Raw genomic sequence first — 18,249 nt, forward strand, 5'->3', positions numbered from 1 at the left:
ACCCTGCTGCCCAGAGGCACGCCCTGACTGTTTCCTAGGAGCATCAAACGGCATAGGCCACCAAGTGGCGGCGGTCAGCGCACCTCGACCTTGCCCCGCAGAGCGCCTGCCAGCAGCTGCGCCAGATGCACACTGCTTCGATCGGTGAGTTCGTCGAGCTGGGTACGACAGGAGAAGCCGTCCGCAAGGATCACGGCGTCCGATTCGGCACCGTTGACTTGCTGGAGCAACTGCTGTTGGGCGACCGTGACGGACACCTCGAAATGTCCCTGCTCCACCCCGAAGTTCCCCACCAGACCGCAGCATCCCCCGAGCCGGTCAACATGCGCGCCCGGCTTCGCGAGCAGCTCAGCATCGGAACTCCACTCCATCACCGCGTGGTGATATCGGTGCAGTTGCGCAACAATCGAGGTGCCCTCCAGAGACGGCGGCTCCCACCTGCGCTCGGCGAGCAGCTCCGCGAGTGTGCGCACATTCCTCGCCACCGGCGTCGCGATGTCCGCCCTGAGCCGTTCCGCGGGAACTGAGCAGAGGACCGCCGTGCACACGGTTCCATGCCGACGATCGGAATCCCCGCTTCCGCGCTCGAAGTGAGCTTCACGATCGTCCGACCGAGGATGCGCTTCGTGTTCACGTGATCCGTGACCTCGCGGTACGCCTTTGCACGCGCTTCCGGATCGACCAGGGCGCCCGATTGCACGATCAGATCGGTGACGTGCGGATCGGCGACGGCACCCAGATTACGCTACCATCGGGTCCACGCCACCGTTCGAGGAACGCCGACTGCTCGCGCGGCGGCGAGGCGTTGAACACCCCAATAGCGACCGTCGGGCAGGCCGGAGTTCGGTTTGGTTGTCACGGCGCGCAATGTGACGCTGTCGATGCCGATCACTTCGTCGACCAATGCCAGATCGCGGCGCACGGTGGAGCCTTCGGCGCGGAAGTAGTCCAGTGTGGTCCTGGCGTCGAAGGTGTCGCCGTTGCTGAACACTTCGTCGTATCGAAGATGGAAGTCCCAGGTTAATCCGTCATCCGCTGTCTCCCAGGATTCTGCGAGCGCAGGCACAAGGTCACGATCGGCAGTGTTCCATATGCGCGACGACCCCATCAACAGAAGACCGGACATTCCGTGGAGAGTCTTCAGATCACTGACGCCCCACCATCGACGACGATCGCCTGACTCGTCGTGTAGCCGGAGAGTGGCGAGAGAAGGAAAGCCGCGACGTCGGCAACATCGGATGCTGGTGCGATGCCTGCAAGCGGGACAGCAGCCTCATCGATCCCCATGCCGCCGATTCCTCCATCGATACCACCTGGGCACACAGCATTCACCCGCACCCCTTCACTCGCGCGGCGCACACTCACCTGACGAGCAATCTGAGCAATTGCCGCACCCATGGCGGCATACTCTGCGGTGGCACCGGGCACGTCCCAGAATGCCGCCGTCGTGGACTGGAGCACTATGCTCCCTCCACCCTGCGCAGCGATGCGGTTGGCCGTAGCATCCACCAGCTTTGCGACATCGGTCAGCGACTGGTCGTCCGCGAGCCCGCCGAGCCAGGCGACGTGAAAACCACCGAGTCGATCCGCCACCAACGCGCGCAGCGCCTCTGCATTCCTCTCGGCGACGGCGGCTTGAACGTCACCGCCCATTCTCTTCAGTCGCGACATCAGCTCGTCCAGCGCACGCACCGATTCATCCACGAGCATGACGGCCACACCTTCAGCAACGAGGAGTTCTGCGATGGCAGCACCCATCACAGACGTCGCCCCCGTCACAAGCGCTGTCTTGTCTGCAAGTCCGAGATCCATATCTCCGCCTAAACTAAATAGGGAACAAAAATCATTCGATCATATGGGATCATTGTATATAACAAGAATATCGGAGGGCAATGACATGAACCTCGGACTGAACGGCAAAGTTGCCGTCGTCACTGGCGGAGGCAGCGGAATTGGGCGGGCGACCGCCCTGCGGCTCGGACTGGAAGGCGCAGCGGTCGTTGTCGCCGACCTCTCCAGCGAACGGGCCGAAGCGGTCACCGCTGAGATCACCGCGGCAGGTGGGCACGCACTTCCTGCCGCTGGCGACGCATCCACCATCGAAGGCGTCGACCGAATCGCGACCTTGGCGGAGGACTGGCGCGGCCCCGTGACACGACTGTGCCTGAACGCCGGGATCGGCGGCGAGGGTGACATTCGTTCCCTGCGCCTGGAGGATTGGCGAAAAGTGTTCGCCATCAACCTCGAATCACAGTTTCTGGCCGCTCAGAGGTTCCTGGATCCGATGATCGATGCCGGGGGCGGCGCCATCGCGACAACCGGATCTTTCGGCGCCTTCCGCTCCGGGCATCCCACTTCGACCCCGGCGTACGGTGCTTCGAAAGCGGCCGTCACGCAGCTCGTACGCCACCTGACCGCGCGTTTCTCCTCCGCCGGAGTCCGCGCGAACTGCATCTGCCCGGGTTCCGTTGAGACCGGGTTTGGCGCCGCGGCGGTCGGATCCGGGACGATGGTCACGGCTCCCATGCGTGCACCCGCGGGGCGCCGTGCCCAGCCTGAAGAGATCGGCGACTGGATGGCGTTCCTGCTGTCCGACCGCGCTCGACACCTGCGCGGGCAGGTCATCTTGGTCGACGGCGGACGGTCGGCCGTTTAGGCGCGAGCCTCGCAGAACCAGGTAAGCAATAGCAATGTGGGCGGTACTCCACCACTGGAGTACCGCCCACATTGCGGTGCGATCGCGGTAGCGTCAGTCGTTACTTCGCCACGCCAACGCCGTCCAGAATCGGAAAACCAGCCTGCCATTCCTGCATGCCGACGAGCTTGTCGCTGTACGCGATCGTGTAGTTACGCCACATGATCGGAGTGTACGCGGATATCGTTTCGCGAGTCAGGTCCGCAATCTCCTGATAGACCTTCTCCCGCTCGCCGTCATCGACTGTGACCTGAGCCTGCTCGATGAGCTGCATCACCCCGGGCACCTCGACGTTCCCGGGGTTGCGAACCGCCACCGGGCTGAGGTTCTTCAACAGAAAGGAAGCCGGGTCAGTACCTGGCACGAGGTTCGGCAACGACATGGGGATCGTAGGCTTGGTCCATGTGGCTTCTGCCCCTGCCCCGCCTGGGGGGAAGGTCAGTTCGATGTCGACGCCGATCTGTGCCCATCCGGCCTGAATCGCCTCTGCAAGCGCCTTGCTGTTCGCTTGGACAGCCATCGTATACGGCAATGAGAACCCGTCCGGGTACCCCGCCTCCGCCAACAGCTCGCGCGCGCCCTCAAGATCGTAGGGAATAGGCTCGACATCCGGATTGAACCCATAGCGTCCGGGCGCGATGAACTGATTCGCCGTTTCGCCGCGGCCGAAGTAAAGCCCTTCGATGATGCCTTCACGGTCGATCGCCATAGCTAAGGCCATACGCACGCGCGGGTCGGTGAGCTCGGGCGCGAGGTCAGGGTTCTCGAACACGGTCACCAGCTGCGCGCCGGTGATCTCGTAGGTGGAGATTCCTGCAGACTCGACCGAAGCGGCCTGTGGCGGCTCGATGACTGCGATGTCAACTTCGCCTGTGCGGATGGCATTGGCCATCGCCACCGGATCGTCGATAGCGCGGACCGTTACGCCCGCAACCTTGACAGCGTCGGGGTTCCAATAGTCGGGATTTGCGACGAGCACCTTCTCGACATCCTGAGAGTAACTCTTGACAATGAACTTGCCGGTGCCGACAGGTGCGGAGAAATCTCCGGAGGCGACAACGCCCGAGCTCAGCATTGTGCCCACCTGGCCGGCCATGAGCGCCGGGAACTCGACGTTCGGGGCAGCGAGCAACACTCGAACGTGATACTCATCGACGACCTCAACGCTACTGAGGCCCTCCAGTTGCGACCGGAGGGTGGACCCTTCGGCTGCGTAGTACTCGAGCGTTGCCTTGACGTCGTCGGCCGCGAACTTCGTGCCGTCGCTGAACGTAACGTCGTCGCGGAGCGCCAGATCCCAGGTGTTGCCATCGTCATCACTCGACCACGACTTTGCGAGTTCGGGAGTGAGCGCAAGATCCGGGCCCAGGCCGATGAGCGTATCGTAGTAGAGCTCGTCGACTGGCGCAGTCGTCGCGCCGGGCTGGCGGGAGGGATCCCAGGTATTGCCCAGAAGTCGGACGCCGACGGTGAGCGTTGCATCTGGGTCGATTTCCGGGGCCACGGTCACGCTCGACGGTCCGGCACAACTCGAGAGCGCCGTAGCGGTCAAGACTGCCATCGTCGCGATTAGACAGCCCCGACGAATTCGTATGTTTTTACTCATTTCACTCCCTGCTTAGATCACTTCGTTGTGTGCAGCGCAACAGCATTATGTGTCATTAAAGATTATCTGACCGCTTCCCCGGATGATACATTTTGAGACTTACAATCTCCAATCTAGATGTGCATCATTTTTCACCGCGTCACGGTAGAAATGGCTGATTTTCGGGGTTTTTGAGCCACCGGAATGACGGTGGTCGAGTCATACATAACTAATATTAAAGCTATCAATGCTCTGATGTTATGGATCGTGACGGTAGTGCGCTAAGGCCGATCACGCAGCCCGGAAGCGAGATAGCGCTCCAGATCGCGCCGGTACACCCCCGCCAACGCCTCACTCACCTCGGCGGCACCCTGACGCAATGCAGCAACACGTTCATGCACCTGCGCGCCATTGAGCGCCTCAGGCATTTTCCCCAGGCGCAAGGCGAGACCCGAGTTCGTTTGTGCTACAACTGTCGGATCGAAAACTGGCACAGTGATTGAGACAACCGACTCCGATGCGTCGTCGACGATCTCATCGGAAGGGAAGAAGTCGACCGCGTCCGCTATCAAGCTACTCACGGCGCGATCGCGAGCGGGCGTGAGCTCTCCGAGCGCGTATTCGTGAAGCGCCCCGAGGAACGCACGATGGTCCTCCTCGCGCCCCGCAGGCACAATGTGCACCGTATGCCCTCGAGTGCGGACTGCGGCGAGTCGCGCACGGTACATCTCTAACGCTGCGCTGTCAGCGGGATGGATGTGCCTCAACCACCGGGCCGTCTGTTTGTCACTCCACGCCACCGAGGTCTCCCCGAACGGTGGGATCAGTGCCAACCGCACGCCAAGACGCTCGTGGGTCTGCACCGCGGCGGTGCGCGCAACCGCGCCCACCGTCTGATCGTGGTCGTTGATCTGTATGAGCGCGACAGCCTCGCAGTCGAAACGCTCGGCAAGCGCCGTCAGCTGCGGACGAGCCACCTCCGCGACGCGCACCGCGGAAATAAGGTCGGAGTCCACATGAGCGGCACTGGCGGTAGTTGAGAACCCGCCATATCCACCTTGGAAGAACAGCAGGGGTGTGACTGGGCGCGACACCTCAACATCTCTAACGTCACACAAAACGATGAGATGGTCTCCCGCCTCTATCTCCTGCGCGATTGAGCAGTGTATGTGGGCTACAGCCGCGTCGAGCCTCGGTGCACCATGTGCAGACATCGCCCACGAGACGCCATCGAACTTGTTAGGGTCACGCTGAGCAAGGGCTCGTGTATCGGCCTGCTGGTCGTGTGCCAGGACGTTGATGCAGAATGTTGGTGACTGGCGCAGGAGCGCATAAGTCTCGGAATTTTTCATGGGCATGAACGACACCAGCGGTGGATCGAGCGACACCGAGCTGAATGTGCCGACGACCATACCCAGAGGCGTGCCTTCTGGGCTCACACCCGTCACCACTACGACACCCGTTGGGTAATGCCCGAGCACATCGCGAAGGGCCCGGGAGTCAATCCCACGCTCGTGCAGTGGCTTTGCTGTCATATCGGTCATGCTGATCCTCCTCGTAGCTCTGCGTCATGGTTGCGTATATAACGACAGGGATGAATACCCCGACGATTGCTCAAGGCGCCATCGGGATCCGTTGACGGATTTGAATGCCGATAGCGCAGCCCGTATCGCGGGGACGGCGGTCGCCTCTTCGGCGAAAGCGAGACTGATGACTCGACTTTCGCTGGGGTTTATTCGATTGATGGCCACCCCGGGCGGCACGGCCGCTGAGGAGATCGCGAGTTTCGGGAGTGCGGAAACACCCAGGCCACTGGCCACCATGCTGAGAACCGCGTTGAAGTTGTCAGTCTCCATCGTTACGCGCGGTTCGAAGCCCACAGCCCGGCTCGCGTGCACGACGTGAGCGCGGCACCGCGGGCATCCTGTAATCCACTCGTCGTCCTCCAGGTCTGCAAGTTCAACGATGTTTTCAGAGGCAAGGGGGTGATCGCTTGGAAAAATCGCATAGATCGGGTCGATGAAGAGGTCGATCGTTCTGATGCGGTGGCTCGCGAGCAGAACCGGGTCAAGGGGATCGAGTGGGTAGTTGCACACGATAGCGAGATCAATCGTTCCATCGGCCACTCCGGCCAGGGCATCAGATGGCTCGGCTTCTGTGTACGTGACGGCGACACCCGGGGCGATACGGCGAAGCGCCGTCAACATCGGAGGGACGATGGTCGACGAAGCGGATGAGAACCCAGATATTGCAATCTTCCCGGCCTTGAGATCGGCAATGTCGCGAAGTTGCGCGAGACAGGAATCGACGCTCGCAAGAACGTCGCCGGCAATGTTGCTGAGCTTCCTACCCACTTCAGACAATGTCATACTCCGTCCGGAGCGAACGGTGATCTGCATCCCTAGCCGAGCCTCGGCGCGCTGGATGTGTTGGCTGACTGCAGGCTGACTCAAACCGAGCGAACGTGCTGCTCCGGTGATCGATCCCGTCTCGGCGAAGGCGCGAACGATCCGAAGCGTCCGCAGATCAAGGTCGCGGTGCTCGGCATCAGAACTGGACATGATCACCTCATTTCGGGTTCGGCATACGAATGACGGGGCCGGCCGGCAGCACGCTGAGGCCGTCGGTGATGCGCGCCAGCGCGGTGAGAAGAATTGAGGTTGGCATGGCGAAGTTGAAGCGCACCCAACCCTCACCGACCGCGCCGCAGGCAGCGCCATCGGAGAGCACGACTCCGGAGCGGGCGCTGATGTACTCCGCTGGTGTGCACGCGGGGAAGACAAAAGCGCGCAGGTCGATCCAGGCCAGATATGTCGCGTCTGGAGACTCGTGACCAATCGGTAGCCCGCTCGCCGCAAGGTAATCCGAGACCAGAGATCGGTTGTGCTCGAACAGTCGCAGCGTGCTGTCCAACCATTCCCTACCTGAAGAATATGCGGCGCGTGCGCCAATCGCGCCGAGGATGCTGCTCGAGTACGTGGGGAAAAGGCTTAGCTGCTGCCACCGAGTTTGATCGGCGGCATTCGAGAGGATCACCTGGGCCGATTTCAAGCCCGCGATGTTCCATCCTTTCGACGCGGAGAACGCAGTGATCGTGTGTGCGGCTGCAGCGTCCGAAGTCGAAGCGTACGGAACGTGCGTGTGACCGGGGTATACGACCGGAGCGTGAATCTCATCCGAAAAGACCCGAGCGCCGTGCCTCTCAATGACTGCCGTGAGCGCACTCATGTCCTCACGCGTCATGGTTGCGCCGAGCGGGTTGTGCGGGTTACACAGAACCAGAAGTCCTGCACCTCGCGCGAGATGACGCTCCACAGCTTCCAGGTCGAGCGTCCACCCTCGCAACGAGCGAACCATCGGAACCTGGATGACGTCTCGGCCCATGCTTTCGGGGACGGTAAGGAAGGGCATGTACGCCGGTGTCGGTATGATCACTGCCGAATCGGTGCGTGTGAAGTGCTCAATGGTGATCCGCAAGCAGGTAAGGACGTCGGGAACGAGGTGAACCCGCGTCGGGTCTACGGTCCAACCAAATCGATCGGTGTAAAACTCGGCACAAGCCGTCTCAGTAGCTGCTCCAAGCTTGGACGGCACGTATGCCAAATGCTCGTCTGCGACCGCCTCAAGGAGCGCCTCGACCACTGCCGGAGCAGTTCCGAAGTCTGACTCGGCAATTCCGGCTCCGATTTTTCCAGGATGATCGGCCCATTTGAGCGAACCAACGCGGGCCCTCGATCCCCGCGCGTCTATCGGCACAGCTTCCATTCCTCGCCTCATCGCCCGTCCTATCGATTGGTCATGTCCACGAATCGGTTCCATTATGAAGTCGTGTTCGGGCCGGTGCGGCGTGGATAAGGGGTCGTTATCGCTCCCATAAGAACGCGACCACTCCGACGCGCCTGAAGTATCGTACCCACCAAAGGTAACATTGCGACGTACATGAGTACAGGATTCTGTTCCTTGTTCAGTCACGCGATTTAATGAGGGAGCACGAATGCTTGATGTTGTTGTTCTCGTCGGACACCCGACCCCGAACTCGCGCTCTCGGTTGGTCGGCGAACGACTTGTGGACGCACTGTTGCGCCCGATCGACTCGGCGCGCAGTGTCTTCGAACTTGCCACGCACAAGCGCGATGTATTCAGTGATTCGGTTCAGTTGGATGGTTGGACTGATGCGGTTTCGCAATGCGATTTGCTCGTCGTCGCAACGCCCACCTTCAACGCGGGCTACTCGGGACTACTGAAGGCGTTCTTCGATCGCGGGCACCTGGATCTCGGTGGGGTGACCGCAATCCCGGTCATGACGGGCGGCACGAACGATCATGCGCTAGCAGCGTCACTGCTCCTGGCACCTCTCCTACTCGAATGCGGCGCGAGCGTGCCGGGAGCAGGGGTTTTTCTGGCCGCAGACACGAGCGCGTCTCTCGACGCAGAAGTGGAGGCCGCAGCGTCAAGGCTGTCTGCGAATCTCGCCAATCATGCGGTGATTGGACCCGCTCTCAATCTCTCCTCCGCCGGCCTGGCAGCCGCGAGCATTGGTGAGGTCTCTGTTCTCAAAAAGGAGAGGTCAGCGTGACCGATCCCACTGCGCGGCCAACCGCGCTGTCATACGATCTACCCCACCCCCAGGGCTTCACTCGTGACACCATCGGGTGGATCCCTTGGCTCGAGCCCCTGCCGGTGGAAGAATTCACCGAACGTCACCACGCGGGTCTTCTCACTCCACTGCGGTCAGATTTCGACTACTTTCGCCTGCTAGTACGTGACCCTGAAGTATTGCGCGCGCGCACCTTGATGGACCGTGACATCTTCACAAAAGAGTCAGACGGCGGACTCCCCCGCGCCGAACGAGAACTCGCCGCAACCGCAGCGTCGCGCACAAATGGGTGCGTACTGTGTGCCGCCGCCCACGCTCGCAAGTCCGCGACCTTCTCCAAGCGCACCGACGACGTGGATCGTCTCCTCAACGAAGGATTGGATGCAGATCTGGGAGATCGGTGGAATGTGATCATCGCGGCTTCCGAGGCACTGACCCGAAGCCCGCTCATGTTCGATGTCGAGGACATCACCGCTCTGCGCGAGGTCGGGCTCGAGGATGTCGCGATTGTGGATCTGATTCAGAGCGCAGCCTTCTTCAACTGGGCCAACCGACTCATGCTCTCTTTGGGACGCCCCGTCGCAGTCTCCTGAGCGAGCACAGAATCCCTAAACCACCCAGGGCAACAACGTGTAACATTCGACATAGCGGTCGAAGTTTTCTAATTGCATGTTGATTGGTCCCTTCACGAAGGAGCGACATGAACAACAACACCCGGCGACACCGCGTTACCCTGCGCTGCGCTGGCCTTGCCGTGGCTACTGTGCTCTTCGCTGGATGTGCGGGAGGTATGCCGGAGACGTCCGCCGTGTCAGCTGAGGCTGATCCGAGTTCGACCATCACAGTCGGCGTCCGTTTTCTCCAGAACTCATGGGACCCGTCGAAGATGCCGGGGGCGACCATCGTGCCGATCTACCAGCTTGTCTACGAGAACCTAATCGGGCTGGACGCGAACCTCAACCTCGTCCCGGTCCTCGCCGAGAAGTGGGCAACGCCGAACGATGGCACGATCTGGGACATCACGCTCCGCAAAAACGTGAGCTTCAGCGATGGGACAACGTTCGGATCTGAGGACGTCACGTCCACGCTGAAACACAACGCCGCGGTGAGTTCAAACGTCCGTAGCGATCTCGCTGGAGTGATCGGCGTCGAGGCCGTCGACGACCACCACGTACGAATTACGCTTTCGGCCGCTGACGCGAGCTTCCCGGAGACGCTCGCAGGCCGTGCAGGGATGATCCTCAGTTCAGAGGTTCTGGAGTCGGGGGACTTTTCCGTACCGGTGGGCACAGGCGCGTTCATCTTGGACCAGGAAGTCCCCGGAACGGAAACCGAGTTCGTGCGGAACCCGACCTACCGGAACGCAGATGCCGTGAAGCTGGCGGGCGTGAATGTGTTGCAGTTCAACGACCCGACGGGGATGGTGAACGCGCTGCGCTCGGCTGATATCGATATGGGGATCATCGACCCCGAGGGCACTGACGCCATCAAAGATGCAGGGCTGCAGACCTACGAGATTCGAAGTGCTCAACTCGTGGCTATCAGCATGAATCCGACTCTCAGCCCCGAGCTCGCCGATCCTCGCATTCGCATGGCGCTTTCCATGGCTATCGACCGCGAAGGAATCGTCAATGGCATCATGTTCGGTCACGCATCCGCTGCAAATCAGTTCACCGCACCGGACCGTTTCGGCTTCAACACCGATATAGAAGAGACTCAGTATGACTTAGCAGGGGCGAGGAAACTGCTCGCGGAAGCTGGTTACCCGAACGGGTTCACGCTCGAAATGTCCACTCCGGCCAACAACAAGCAACTTGCTGTGGCTGTCCAGGCCAGCTGGGCCGAGCTCGGCGTGACCGCCGAACTGGTGTTCCCGCTCCCCGGTGCCGAGACCTGGGAAAACTCCTCAATCCCACTCGGAATCAGGAACTTCGTCCCGGATCTCAATCCCACCTCATTCCTCAGGCGCTATCTGAGCCTCGAATCCCCCGCCAACCCTGGCAAAGTCGAGGTTCCGGGCCTGACGACCCTCATGAATCAAGCTCAGATCACGGTGGACAACGATGACCGCGAAGAGATCATTCGGGAGGTTGCCGAGCTGACCAGTGAGACGATCCCCGCGCACATTCCAGTCATCTGGCGAAACTACACGATCGCGTACACCGACGATCTCATCGGAATGCAGCAGTGGCAGGCGGGATATCCGATCCTCAACGGCGTCGGCCTTACCTCGCCATGACGAGACACCGGCAATACCCCGCCGGCAGCACCGAACCTGCTTGACAGAAAGAAAGGACCGCATGAAAATCTCGTACTTCACCCGGCTGCTCGAGGATGTGAGCGCTGCCGAACGATATCGTTTCGCGACCGAACAGATTCAGCACGCCGAGCGTCTGGGGTATCACCGCGCGTGGGTTGCTCAACACCATTTTCATCCTGCAGAGGGCGGATTGCCGTCGCCGTTCGTGTTTCTTGCTGATGTGGCCAGGCAAACAGAACGGATCCGACTGGGCACCGGTGTCATCACTTTAACTCTTGAAGACCCGGTCCGCGTGGCCGAAGATGCTGTGGTTGCGGACGTCCTTTCCGACGGCCGGATCGACATCGGTTTGGGTAGCGGTGGGACGCCCAGTTCCTTCGCTCCGTTCGGGCTGAAGCTGGCAGACAAGACAATCGACTTCGAGCGGAAACTGGCGACGTTCATCGATGCGCTGACAGGCGCCGATCTGGGCGGAGGAAACACGCTTTATCCGGATGCAGGGTCCATGCCAGCTCGAGTTTGGCAGGCAACATTCTCTGCCGCGGGTGGGCATCGTGCTGGCGCGGCGGGCCACGGCCTCATGCTGAGTCGCACGCAACCACGCCCGGCCGATCAGCCGAATGCGCCGCTGTATGCCCTGCAGATGCCCATTATCGAGGCGTATCTCGATGCATTGCCAGATGGTATCGAGCCGCGGATCATGGCATCGCGAACGGTGTATACCGCAGATGATCGCGCGGAGGCGATGAGGCAGGCAGATGCTGGTCTGCGCCGCATGGCGCGTCTGCTCGGCCGCGACGCATCCGCGCCGCTCGAAGAACTCATCGCGAATGGCGACAACACCCTTGGAACTGCTGAGGAGGTCATCTCCGCACTGTCAAAAGATCCGGTTCTCGCCCACGTGGACGAGCTTGCGATTCAGATACACCCTGTCGATGCCCCCCACGAGCAGACAATGCGTGCCATCGAGCTTTTCGCCGTCGATGTCGCGCCAAATCTCGGATGGGATGCATCGATTTCACCAGAAGGAGGACGTTAATGTTTGTGATACCGCCGGATGTTATTGATCATCTTGCCCCAGGAAAAGCGAGCGGGCTACGCCGCGATGTTGCGCGTGAGCAGGCGCAGGTAAGCTTCGACACATTGTTCCACCCCGTCGATGACACCGCGTTCACCATCGCGGAACGATGGGTCATTGCCGCTTTCGCGACACGGTTAACCTCCGACGACGCGGCGTCGGCATTCTATGGCGAGGGCGCGCGCCACTTCGAAGCGGATGTGACCGACACCGTGCTGGCAGCTGCAGTAGCGTCGGCCACGACCGGCCCGTTCGGACGATTCTCCGAGCCCGGCCTGGCGGCGGAGAGCACCGAAGGGTTTCGGTATGAAGCATCGGATGAAGTTTTCGGCGCGCGGATCGCGGCCGCTTTGGAGCACACTCACCTTCTCGTATACCGGCCACGGGAGACGGATCGTGGCGCGCATGAGCGCCTGCTCGAGGCTGGGTGGAGCATCGATGGCGTCGTGACCCTGTCGCAGCTGGTGTCGTTCCTTGCTTTCCAACAGCGTGTTGCCGCGGGGTTGCGTGTGCTCGAGAAGGAGATGTCAGCATGACCGATACCACTGCACGACCGACCGCACTGTCCTACGATCTGCCCCACCCTCAAGGCTTTACCCGCGACACCATCGGATGGGTCCCGTGGCTCGAGCCCCTGCCGAGGGAAGATTTCACCGAACGCCACTGGGACGGCGTCATCAACCCGCCGCGCGCGGATTTCGACTACTTTCGGCTGCTAGTACGTGACCCTGAAGTGTTGCGCGCGCGCACATTGATGGACCGTGACATCTTCACAAAAGAGTCAGACGGCGGACTCCCCCGCGCGGAACGAGAACTCGCCGCAACGGCGGTCTCACGCACGAACGGGTGCGTGTACTGCGCTTCGGTACATGCGCGAACATCGTCGAATTTCTCAAAGCGACCGCAGGATCTCGATCGTCTGCTCGCGGAGGGAACGAGCGCCGACCTCGGGGAGCGCTGGAATGCAATCGTCGCGGCATCCGAGGCGCTGGCACAGAGCCCCATCGCGTTTGATGTCGAGGACATCACTGCGTTGCGCGAGGGTGGGCTCGAAGACATCGCAATCGTTGACATGATCCAAAGTGCCGCCTACTTCAACTGGGCCAACCGACTCATGCTCTCCGTCGGTCGAGCAGTCGAACTCTGAAGCACTTCGTGCTTGCCATCGGGACTGGTGACATTGCACCGGTCCCGATGGCATCACAACGAAGTTAGGCGCCTAGCTCTGCGTCTATGCCCGGTTCGACAGCGGCAAGTTCGTCGAGCGAAAGCAGTGCGGCGGCGCGCACACGCTCGGACCAAGGCTCATCAATCCCGGTCAGCAGCTGTTCGAAACGGAACGTCGCCAAGGGTCCGAGGTTGTTGAAGACACCGGCAACCGCGTCACGCGCGTTTCGTCGAAGCCATCCATCCGGCATGAGCGCCAGCGGGAGACCCGGATCCAACGGCACGAGCCTCCGATAGCGGGTGAGCAGGAGCGTGCGTCTCACCAACGCTGCCGTCGGCGAGAGCGCCCCGTCGGCGAACTGGCGTGCGAGTTCGCCGGCCTCGTCGAGCACCATTGCGTAGGCCGCGTTGATGCCCTCAAGATCCCAGGAGTCGATGGGTTGACGGCCCCGGATGACGAATGAGGAGTCATCGACGAGGTGCGCACTGAGCTGCTCCACGCCCCGCACATCTGCCTTGCGGATGGCGGTCTCGCGCAGGTCGCCCGGTGCGATCCACACGCCGTCATAGAACGGCGCAAAGCCTTCCAGGCGGAGCGAGTCGCGCAGAGCCATCCGAATCCGGCTCTGATGCTCGGGGACTGAGAACGCCACAACGGTCCACACACCACTCCACTCGTCGGTGCGGCCGAAGTTCAGGATCCGTCGCACACCCGGTTCTGCGCGCGTGCGCGCCAGCGGCGCGACTCGGGAGAAGAGGTTGCGCCCGGAGCGGCGCGTGACGATGAGGTCGTCACGTTCCAGCCGCCGCAGCGTCGCCCGCGCGTTCGGCGCCGCCACACCGAAGTCCGCAATGAGCGCCACCAGGAAGGTTCCGGGAACCTCGACCCGCGGATCGTTGCGCCAGTAATACGCGAAGAAGGTCGCCATGATGTCGCGGGCAGTGATCCGCCGCGTCATTCGCCCCTCTGCCTGGCCACCAGTTGAGACTGGGACATCGATGTCCTCGTCAATAGACGTCATTGCGCCCTCACTCGCCCTTCCACTTCACACTGATCCTCCATGTGTCCCGTTAACAACTCTCGCATGCTCGGGGTGAGAAACATCCCGCGCGGATCAAAGTTGCGGCGTACCGCCTCGAAATCTTGCAGACCCGGGAAACGATCTTCCAGCATGGTCTGCGAATAGAAGTGCTCTTTCGCCCAGTGTGGCTTCGCGTGAAAGGGCGCCACGACATCGTGCACCAAACGGAACAGCGCGACTCCTGCCTTGGCACTGTGTGCAGCGGCCGAAAGAGTTATCATCGCCTCCGAACCTCGGTACGGCGACAAGTGCGCATCATCCGGTGCCACTACCCGCAAGGCTAGGGGCATACCAGTCAGCACTCCAGGCGCCCGATCCAGAGCCCTCGCGACAGCGTCCATCACCTCGTCCGCCCGCGTGACAGGTACCGCATGTTCCGTGACGGTGAAGTTGTGCGGCCTGATAGCGCCGGCTGTCGCGAGTGCCACGTGGCTGGGGTGCGCGCCGTCGTGCTCTGCACGCGCCGGTATCCACTCCCGAAGCTGGAACCAACTACCACCGGGCGCCCCGTAACCATTCGGATGCCAGCGCACCGCCCGACGAATCCCGTCATCCGCACTCAACCATGAGGGATCGAATTGCGCATGCCACGAGTCCTCGGTCCGCAACCACGTCGCGGGTTGCACCTGCATCTCTACTTCGGTGACGATTCCCAACGCGCCGATTGCGACACGTGCGGCACGCAGAGTCTCGGAGCAGCCCTCGCCGACATCACGCATCTGACCGGATGCATCGACGATACGGAACCCTGTGGCGTAGGCGGAGAGCGACTTCTGTCGTACACCTGTTCCGTGCGTCGCGGTCGCAATTGCACCCGCGATGCTCTGGCCGGAGAACCCACCGATCGTGGGCAGCTCCATCCCTACATCTCGAAGCTCTCGGCACACGTCCTGGAGCGGAGTTCCGGCCGCGATCCGCGCCGTTCCCAGCCGCAAATCGACGTTTCGCACGCCGCGCAGACCCTCAGTCCGCACGACGACGGCACCGTGCCCCACCGCCTCACCCCATGAGTAACCGGTGCCGACTGCACGGAGGGCAACGCCCTCATCTCGTGCACGCGCGACCGCGGCCACGACGTCAGATTCGTCAGTGGCGAAGACCTCGCGCAAGACAGCGACAGACCGGGACCCGGTCCAATTGGACCATGTCCCGGTCGTGTTCGCCGATGTGATCATGCAGGGCGATTCACAAGCGCTGCACGGATGTCCTTGCGGAGCAGTTTGCCCATTTCGTTGTGCGGAAGCTCGTCCCAGATGATGACCTCCGCAGGCACACGAGAAGAGCGCAACCTGGAGCGCACTAGGACTTTCAACGCTGCAACGTCAATCTCAGCACCCGGCATCGGCACAAGCACAGCGACCGGAACCTCACCCCACTGATCATCCGGGAGCGCCACGACAGCGACATCCACGACGGATGGGTCTTCACGCAGGACATCCTCGATCTCGCCGGGCGAGATGTTCTCGCCACCACGGATGATGACGTCATCCGCCCGGCCGCTGAGAAACAGGTATCCGCCCGCGTCGACCAAGCCCCGGTCCTTTGTCTCGAACCAGCCATCGACGAGGTGCGAGTCCATTCCACGATAAGCGCCGGAGATCTGCGGGCCCCGCACCCAGATCTCGCCCTCCTCACCGTCGGACATTCCGGAACCATCGATCCCACGGATCTCGAGCTCGATCGACGGGATCGGTCGACCGACCGACCCCAGTCGAGCCCGCACTGCCGGATCCTCGGAGGCGAGTGCTTCACGGTGATCGTCCGGGCCGAGCAGAGCGATCGTCGAGCTGGTCTCAGTGAGGCCATAGGCGTTCGTGAATCCGACGTGAGGCAGGTATTCCAGAGTCGCGCGGATCAGCTCCATCGGCATGCGTCCGCCACCATAGGACAGGGCACGCAGCGACGGGAGAGTCTCGCCCGTGGCTGTCAGGGCATCGAGGATACGCTGCAACATCGTCGGAACGACCATCGCCGAGCTGACGTAGTTGTCGCGCACAGCGGCGATCCAGCCCTCCGCGTCAAAGGACTCCAGGTACACCATTTTGCGGGCCGCGAACACCGACGACAGCACGGCTGCGATGCCGGCCACGTGGTAGGGCGGGACGCTCACGAGTGCGGCGTCTTCCTCCGGGGCGGACAGCATCTCGACAGTACCGAGGATGTACGACGTGAGGTTCTCATGACTGAGTTCGACGATCTTGGGCTCGCCAGTCGTCCCGCTCGTGAACAGCCACACGGCGACGTCACCGGCTCCGCCTGGCATCGACTCGACAGGCTCGGGGCTGCGCGCCTCAGCGATGTCGATCACGATGCAGTCGGCGGGTGCGCCGATACGGGCCGCACCGGCTTCGTCAGTGACGATCAGGGCACGTCCCAACCGCTCGGTCTGACGGCGGAGCTGTTCGTCGGCGAGGCGGTAGTTCAGCGGTGCGAACGGCACACCTGCTTCGGCAGCAGCGAACAGCAGCAGCGGCACCGCCGCGGAGTTCGTTCCGATGAAGGCGATGCACTCGGCACCCTCCGCGACCGCACGCGAAGCAAGCCGTCCGGCGTCACGGTGCACATCGCCATAGGTGATCGATCCAGTGCCGTCGGTAATCGCCACGCGTTCCGGCACGATCTCAGCAATGGTGCTGAGCAGGACTGAGATGCTCATGTCAGTCCGAAGACGGCAGGGCGGTGGCCGCCCGCTGCGTCAGCTCGCGACCGTCCGCGGTGAACGGTCCGGCACCCGGACGTGTGATCATCACGACGAGGCCGCTGTCAGCGTCCTCTTGCCGCTTGCCGACGGCGAGTTCCGCGCCCTGGGCGGTGAACTCGACGCCGTCGGGACGCGCAGTGAGAACCGGCTCACCGGCACAGGAAAGCTCAACGTCCGCGCCTGTGACAATGATCGCTTCGACTGCGGAGACCGCGCTGTACAGGCGGGTTCCTGGGCTCCATTTGCTCATGTTCGGTTCCTTTCTCTGGGCCGTCAACGGCCACAAAATCGCTCGGCGCGCAAGCGGAGAGCTCCGCCATCGACGGATAACACATCTGCGGTCACGTAGCGCGCCTCGTCAGATGCGAAGTACAGTGCGGCGTTTGCAATGTCTTCCGGGGTGCCTCTGCGCTTGATTGACAGATCGACGATCCCGTCGTCGTCATACATGCCGGAAGCGCGCACCGCGTTACTCATCGGTGTCTCGACTGGGCCAGGGCAGATCGCGTTGACCCGGACGCTGTTCTCGCCGTACTGGAAGGCGAGGCTGCGAGTGATCGCGACCACTCCCCCCTTCGAGGCGGCGTACGCCGCCCGCGGTGCCATGCCGATGGCTGCCGCGGAGGCGATGTTCACGATCGATCCACCGCCGCGCGCGATCATCGAGGGAAGAGTGTACTTGCAGCAGAGGAACACGCCCGTGAGGTTCACGTCCATGATCAACTGCCAGGCATCCTGCTCGAGCTCGTGCAGCTTGAGCGTGTCGCCGAACGAAATACCCGCGTTGTTCACGAGGATATCCACTCCGCCGAACGCTGTCACCGTGGCGTCCACCATTGCGGCGACGTCCTCGGCGCTGGTGACGTTCGTACGGACGGCGATCGCCCGCCCACCCGTCGAGGCGATCTGCGCGACGGTCTCCTCGGCAGCGTCCAGTGCCATGTCCGCGACGGTGACGGCAGCCCCTTGCTCCGCAAAGCGCTTCGCGATACCGCGACCGATGCCGCTTCCCGCGCCCGTGACGATCGCCGATTTTCCGGCAATTCTGCCCCTACTCATTGCTGTCCCTCTTTCTGAGTTCACG

General features: G+C 62.0%; 19 protein-coding genes. 7 read left to right on the forward strand and 12 right to left on the reverse strand.

The window, feature by feature from the left end; translation table 11 throughout:
* Positions 1 to 74 precede the first annotated feature (74 nt).
* From ACW5CM_RS05955 to ACW5CM_RS05965, 3 genes are all read right to left on the reverse strand, one after another.
* Complete coding sequence (locus tag ACW5CM_RS05955; RefSeq protein ID WP_457124461.1) at positions 75 to 473, reverse strand: (Fe-S)-binding protein; 399 nt, start codon at positions 471 to 473, stop codon at positions 75 to 77.
* Between the two features lie 272 nt (positions 474 to 745).
* Positions 746 to 1,126 carry an ABC transporter substrate-binding protein gene (locus ACW5CM_RS05960; RefSeq protein ID WP_457124462.1) on the reverse strand — a complete coding sequence of 127 codons (381 nt, stop codon included), beginning with the start codon at positions 1,124 to 1,126 and terminating at the stop codon, positions 746 to 748.
* 14 nt (positions 1,127 to 1,140) lie between these two features.
* Entirely contained in the window at positions 1,141 to 1,812 is a 672-nt protein-coding gene (locus ACW5CM_RS05965) for an SDR family NAD(P)-dependent oxidoreductase (RefSeq protein ID WP_457124463.1), read from the reverse strand.
* A gap of 85 nt (positions 1,813 to 1,897) precedes the next feature.
* Between ACW5CM_RS05965 and ACW5CM_RS05970 the strand changes: the two genes are divergently transcribed.
* Positions 1,898 to 2,656, forward strand: a complete 759-nt coding sequence (locus ACW5CM_RS05970; RefSeq protein ID WP_457124464.1) for an SDR family NAD(P)-dependent oxidoreductase — start codon at positions 1,898 to 1,900, stop codon at positions 2,654 to 2,656.
* Positions 2,657 to 2,756: 100 nt separating this feature from the next.
* Here the strand turns inward: ACW5CM_RS05970 and ACW5CM_RS05975 are convergent, their stop codons facing one another.
* The 4 genes from ACW5CM_RS05975 to ACW5CM_RS05990 all read right to left on the reverse strand — a co-directional run bounded on the left by ACW5CM_RS05975 (position 2,757) and on the right by ACW5CM_RS05990 (position 8,252).
* A complete protein-coding gene (locus ACW5CM_RS05975) occupies positions 2,757 to 4,256 on the reverse strand; it encodes an ABC transporter substrate-binding protein (RefSeq protein WP_457124465.1) in 1,500 nt (499 codons plus the stop codon).
* Between the two features lie 305 nt (positions 4,257 to 4,561).
* The gene (locus ACW5CM_RS05980; protein WP_457124466.1) at positions 4,562 to 5,824 is read right to left on the reverse strand and encodes a flavin reductase family protein; all 1,263 of its coding nucleotides are present in this window, start codon (positions 5,822 to 5,824) and stop codon (positions 4,562 to 4,564) included.
* A 24-nt stretch (positions 5,825 to 5,848) separates the two neighbouring features.
* Positions 5,849 to 6,841 (reverse strand): LysR family transcriptional regulator, encoded by a 993-nt coding sequence (locus tag ACW5CM_RS05985; RefSeq protein ID WP_457124467.1) that lies wholly within the window; start codon positions 6,839 to 6,841, stop codon positions 5,849 to 5,851.
* A gap of 7 nt (positions 6,842 to 6,848) precedes the next feature.
* Positions 6,849 to 8,252, reverse strand: coding sequence for a MalY/PatB family protein (locus ACW5CM_RS05990; RefSeq protein ID WP_457124468.1), 1,404 nt, complete (start codon positions 8,250 to 8,252; stop codon positions 6,849 to 6,851).
* 22 nt (positions 8,253 to 8,274) lie between these two features.
* Between ACW5CM_RS05990 and ACW5CM_RS05995 the strand changes: the two genes are divergently transcribed.
* From ACW5CM_RS05995 to ACW5CM_RS06020, 6 genes are all read left to right on the forward strand, one after another.
* Positions 8,275 to 8,856, forward strand: a complete 582-nt coding sequence (locus ACW5CM_RS05995) for an NAD(P)H-dependent oxidoreductase (protein ID WP_457124469.1) — start codon at positions 8,275 to 8,277, stop codon at positions 8,854 to 8,856.
* Positions 8,853 to 9,470 carry an alkylhydroperoxidase domain protein gene (locus ACW5CM_RS06000; RefSeq protein ID WP_457124470.1) on the forward strand — a complete coding sequence of 206 codons (618 nt, stop codon included), beginning with the start codon at positions 8,853 to 8,855 and terminating at the stop codon, positions 9,468 to 9,470. Before ACW5CM_RS05995 ends, ACW5CM_RS06000 begins: the two co-directional genes overlap by 4 nt.
* 107 nt (positions 9,471 to 9,577) lie before the next feature.
* Complete coding sequence (locus ACW5CM_RS06005; protein WP_457124471.1) at positions 9,578 to 11,116, forward strand: ABC transporter substrate-binding protein; 1,539 nt, start codon at positions 9,578 to 9,580, stop codon at positions 11,114 to 11,116.
* Between the two features lie 61 nt (positions 11,117 to 11,177).
* Positions 11,178 to 12,176 (forward strand): putative FMN-dependent luciferase-like monooxygenase, encoded by a 999-nt coding sequence (locus tag ACW5CM_RS06010; RefSeq protein ID WP_457124472.1) that lies wholly within the window; start codon positions 11,178 to 11,180, stop codon positions 12,174 to 12,176.
* Positions 12,176 to 12,751, forward strand: coding sequence for a CMD domain protein (locus tag ACW5CM_RS06015; RefSeq protein WP_457124473.1), 576 nt, complete (start codon positions 12,176 to 12,178; stop codon positions 12,749 to 12,751). Before ACW5CM_RS06010 ends, ACW5CM_RS06015 begins: the two co-directional genes overlap by 1 nt.
* Positions 12,748 to 13,362 (forward strand): alkylhydroperoxidase domain protein, encoded by a 615-nt coding sequence (locus ACW5CM_RS06020; RefSeq protein WP_457124474.1) that lies wholly within the window; start codon positions 12,748 to 12,750, stop codon positions 13,360 to 13,362. The genes ACW5CM_RS06015 and ACW5CM_RS06020 overlap by 4 nt, the downstream gene beginning before the upstream one ends.
* A gap of 64 nt (positions 13,363 to 13,426) precedes the next feature.
* On the opposite strand, the gene ACW5CM_RS06025 is transcribed toward ACW5CM_RS06020, so the two are convergent.
* From ACW5CM_RS06025 to ACW5CM_RS06045, 5 genes are read right to left on the reverse strand one after another with little or no spacing between them, the layout of a single operon-like run.
* Complete coding sequence (locus ACW5CM_RS06025) at positions 13,427 to 14,404, reverse strand: PaaX family transcriptional regulator (protein ID WP_457124475.1); 978 nt, start codon at positions 14,402 to 14,404, stop codon at positions 13,427 to 13,429.
* Positions 14,401 to 15,639: a D-arabinono-1,4-lactone oxidase gene (locus ACW5CM_RS06030; RefSeq protein ID WP_457124476.1), complete on the reverse strand. Its 1,239-nt coding sequence runs from the start codon at positions 15,637 to 15,639 to the stop codon at positions 14,401 to 14,403. Before ACW5CM_RS06030 ends, ACW5CM_RS06025 begins: the two co-directional genes overlap by 4 nt.
* Complete coding sequence (locus ACW5CM_RS06035; protein ID WP_457124477.1) at positions 15,636 to 17,120, reverse strand: class I adenylate-forming enzyme family protein; 1,485 nt, start codon at positions 17,118 to 17,120, stop codon at positions 15,636 to 15,638. The genes ACW5CM_RS06030 and ACW5CM_RS06035 overlap by 4 nt, the downstream gene beginning before the upstream one ends.
* Before the next feature lies 1 nt (position 17,121).
* Positions 17,122 to 17,415, reverse strand: a complete 294-nt coding sequence (locus ACW5CM_RS06040) for a hypothetical protein (protein WP_457124478.1) — start codon at positions 17,413 to 17,415, stop codon at positions 17,122 to 17,124.
* A gap of 23 nt (positions 17,416 to 17,438) precedes the next feature.
* Entirely contained in the window at positions 17,439 to 18,224 is a 786-nt protein-coding gene (locus ACW5CM_RS06045; protein WP_457124479.1) for an SDR family NAD(P)-dependent oxidoreductase, read from the reverse strand.
* Positions 18,225 to 18,249 lie beyond the last annotated feature (25 nt).

This window comes from Microbacterium wangyouchuni (assembly GCF_054072595.1).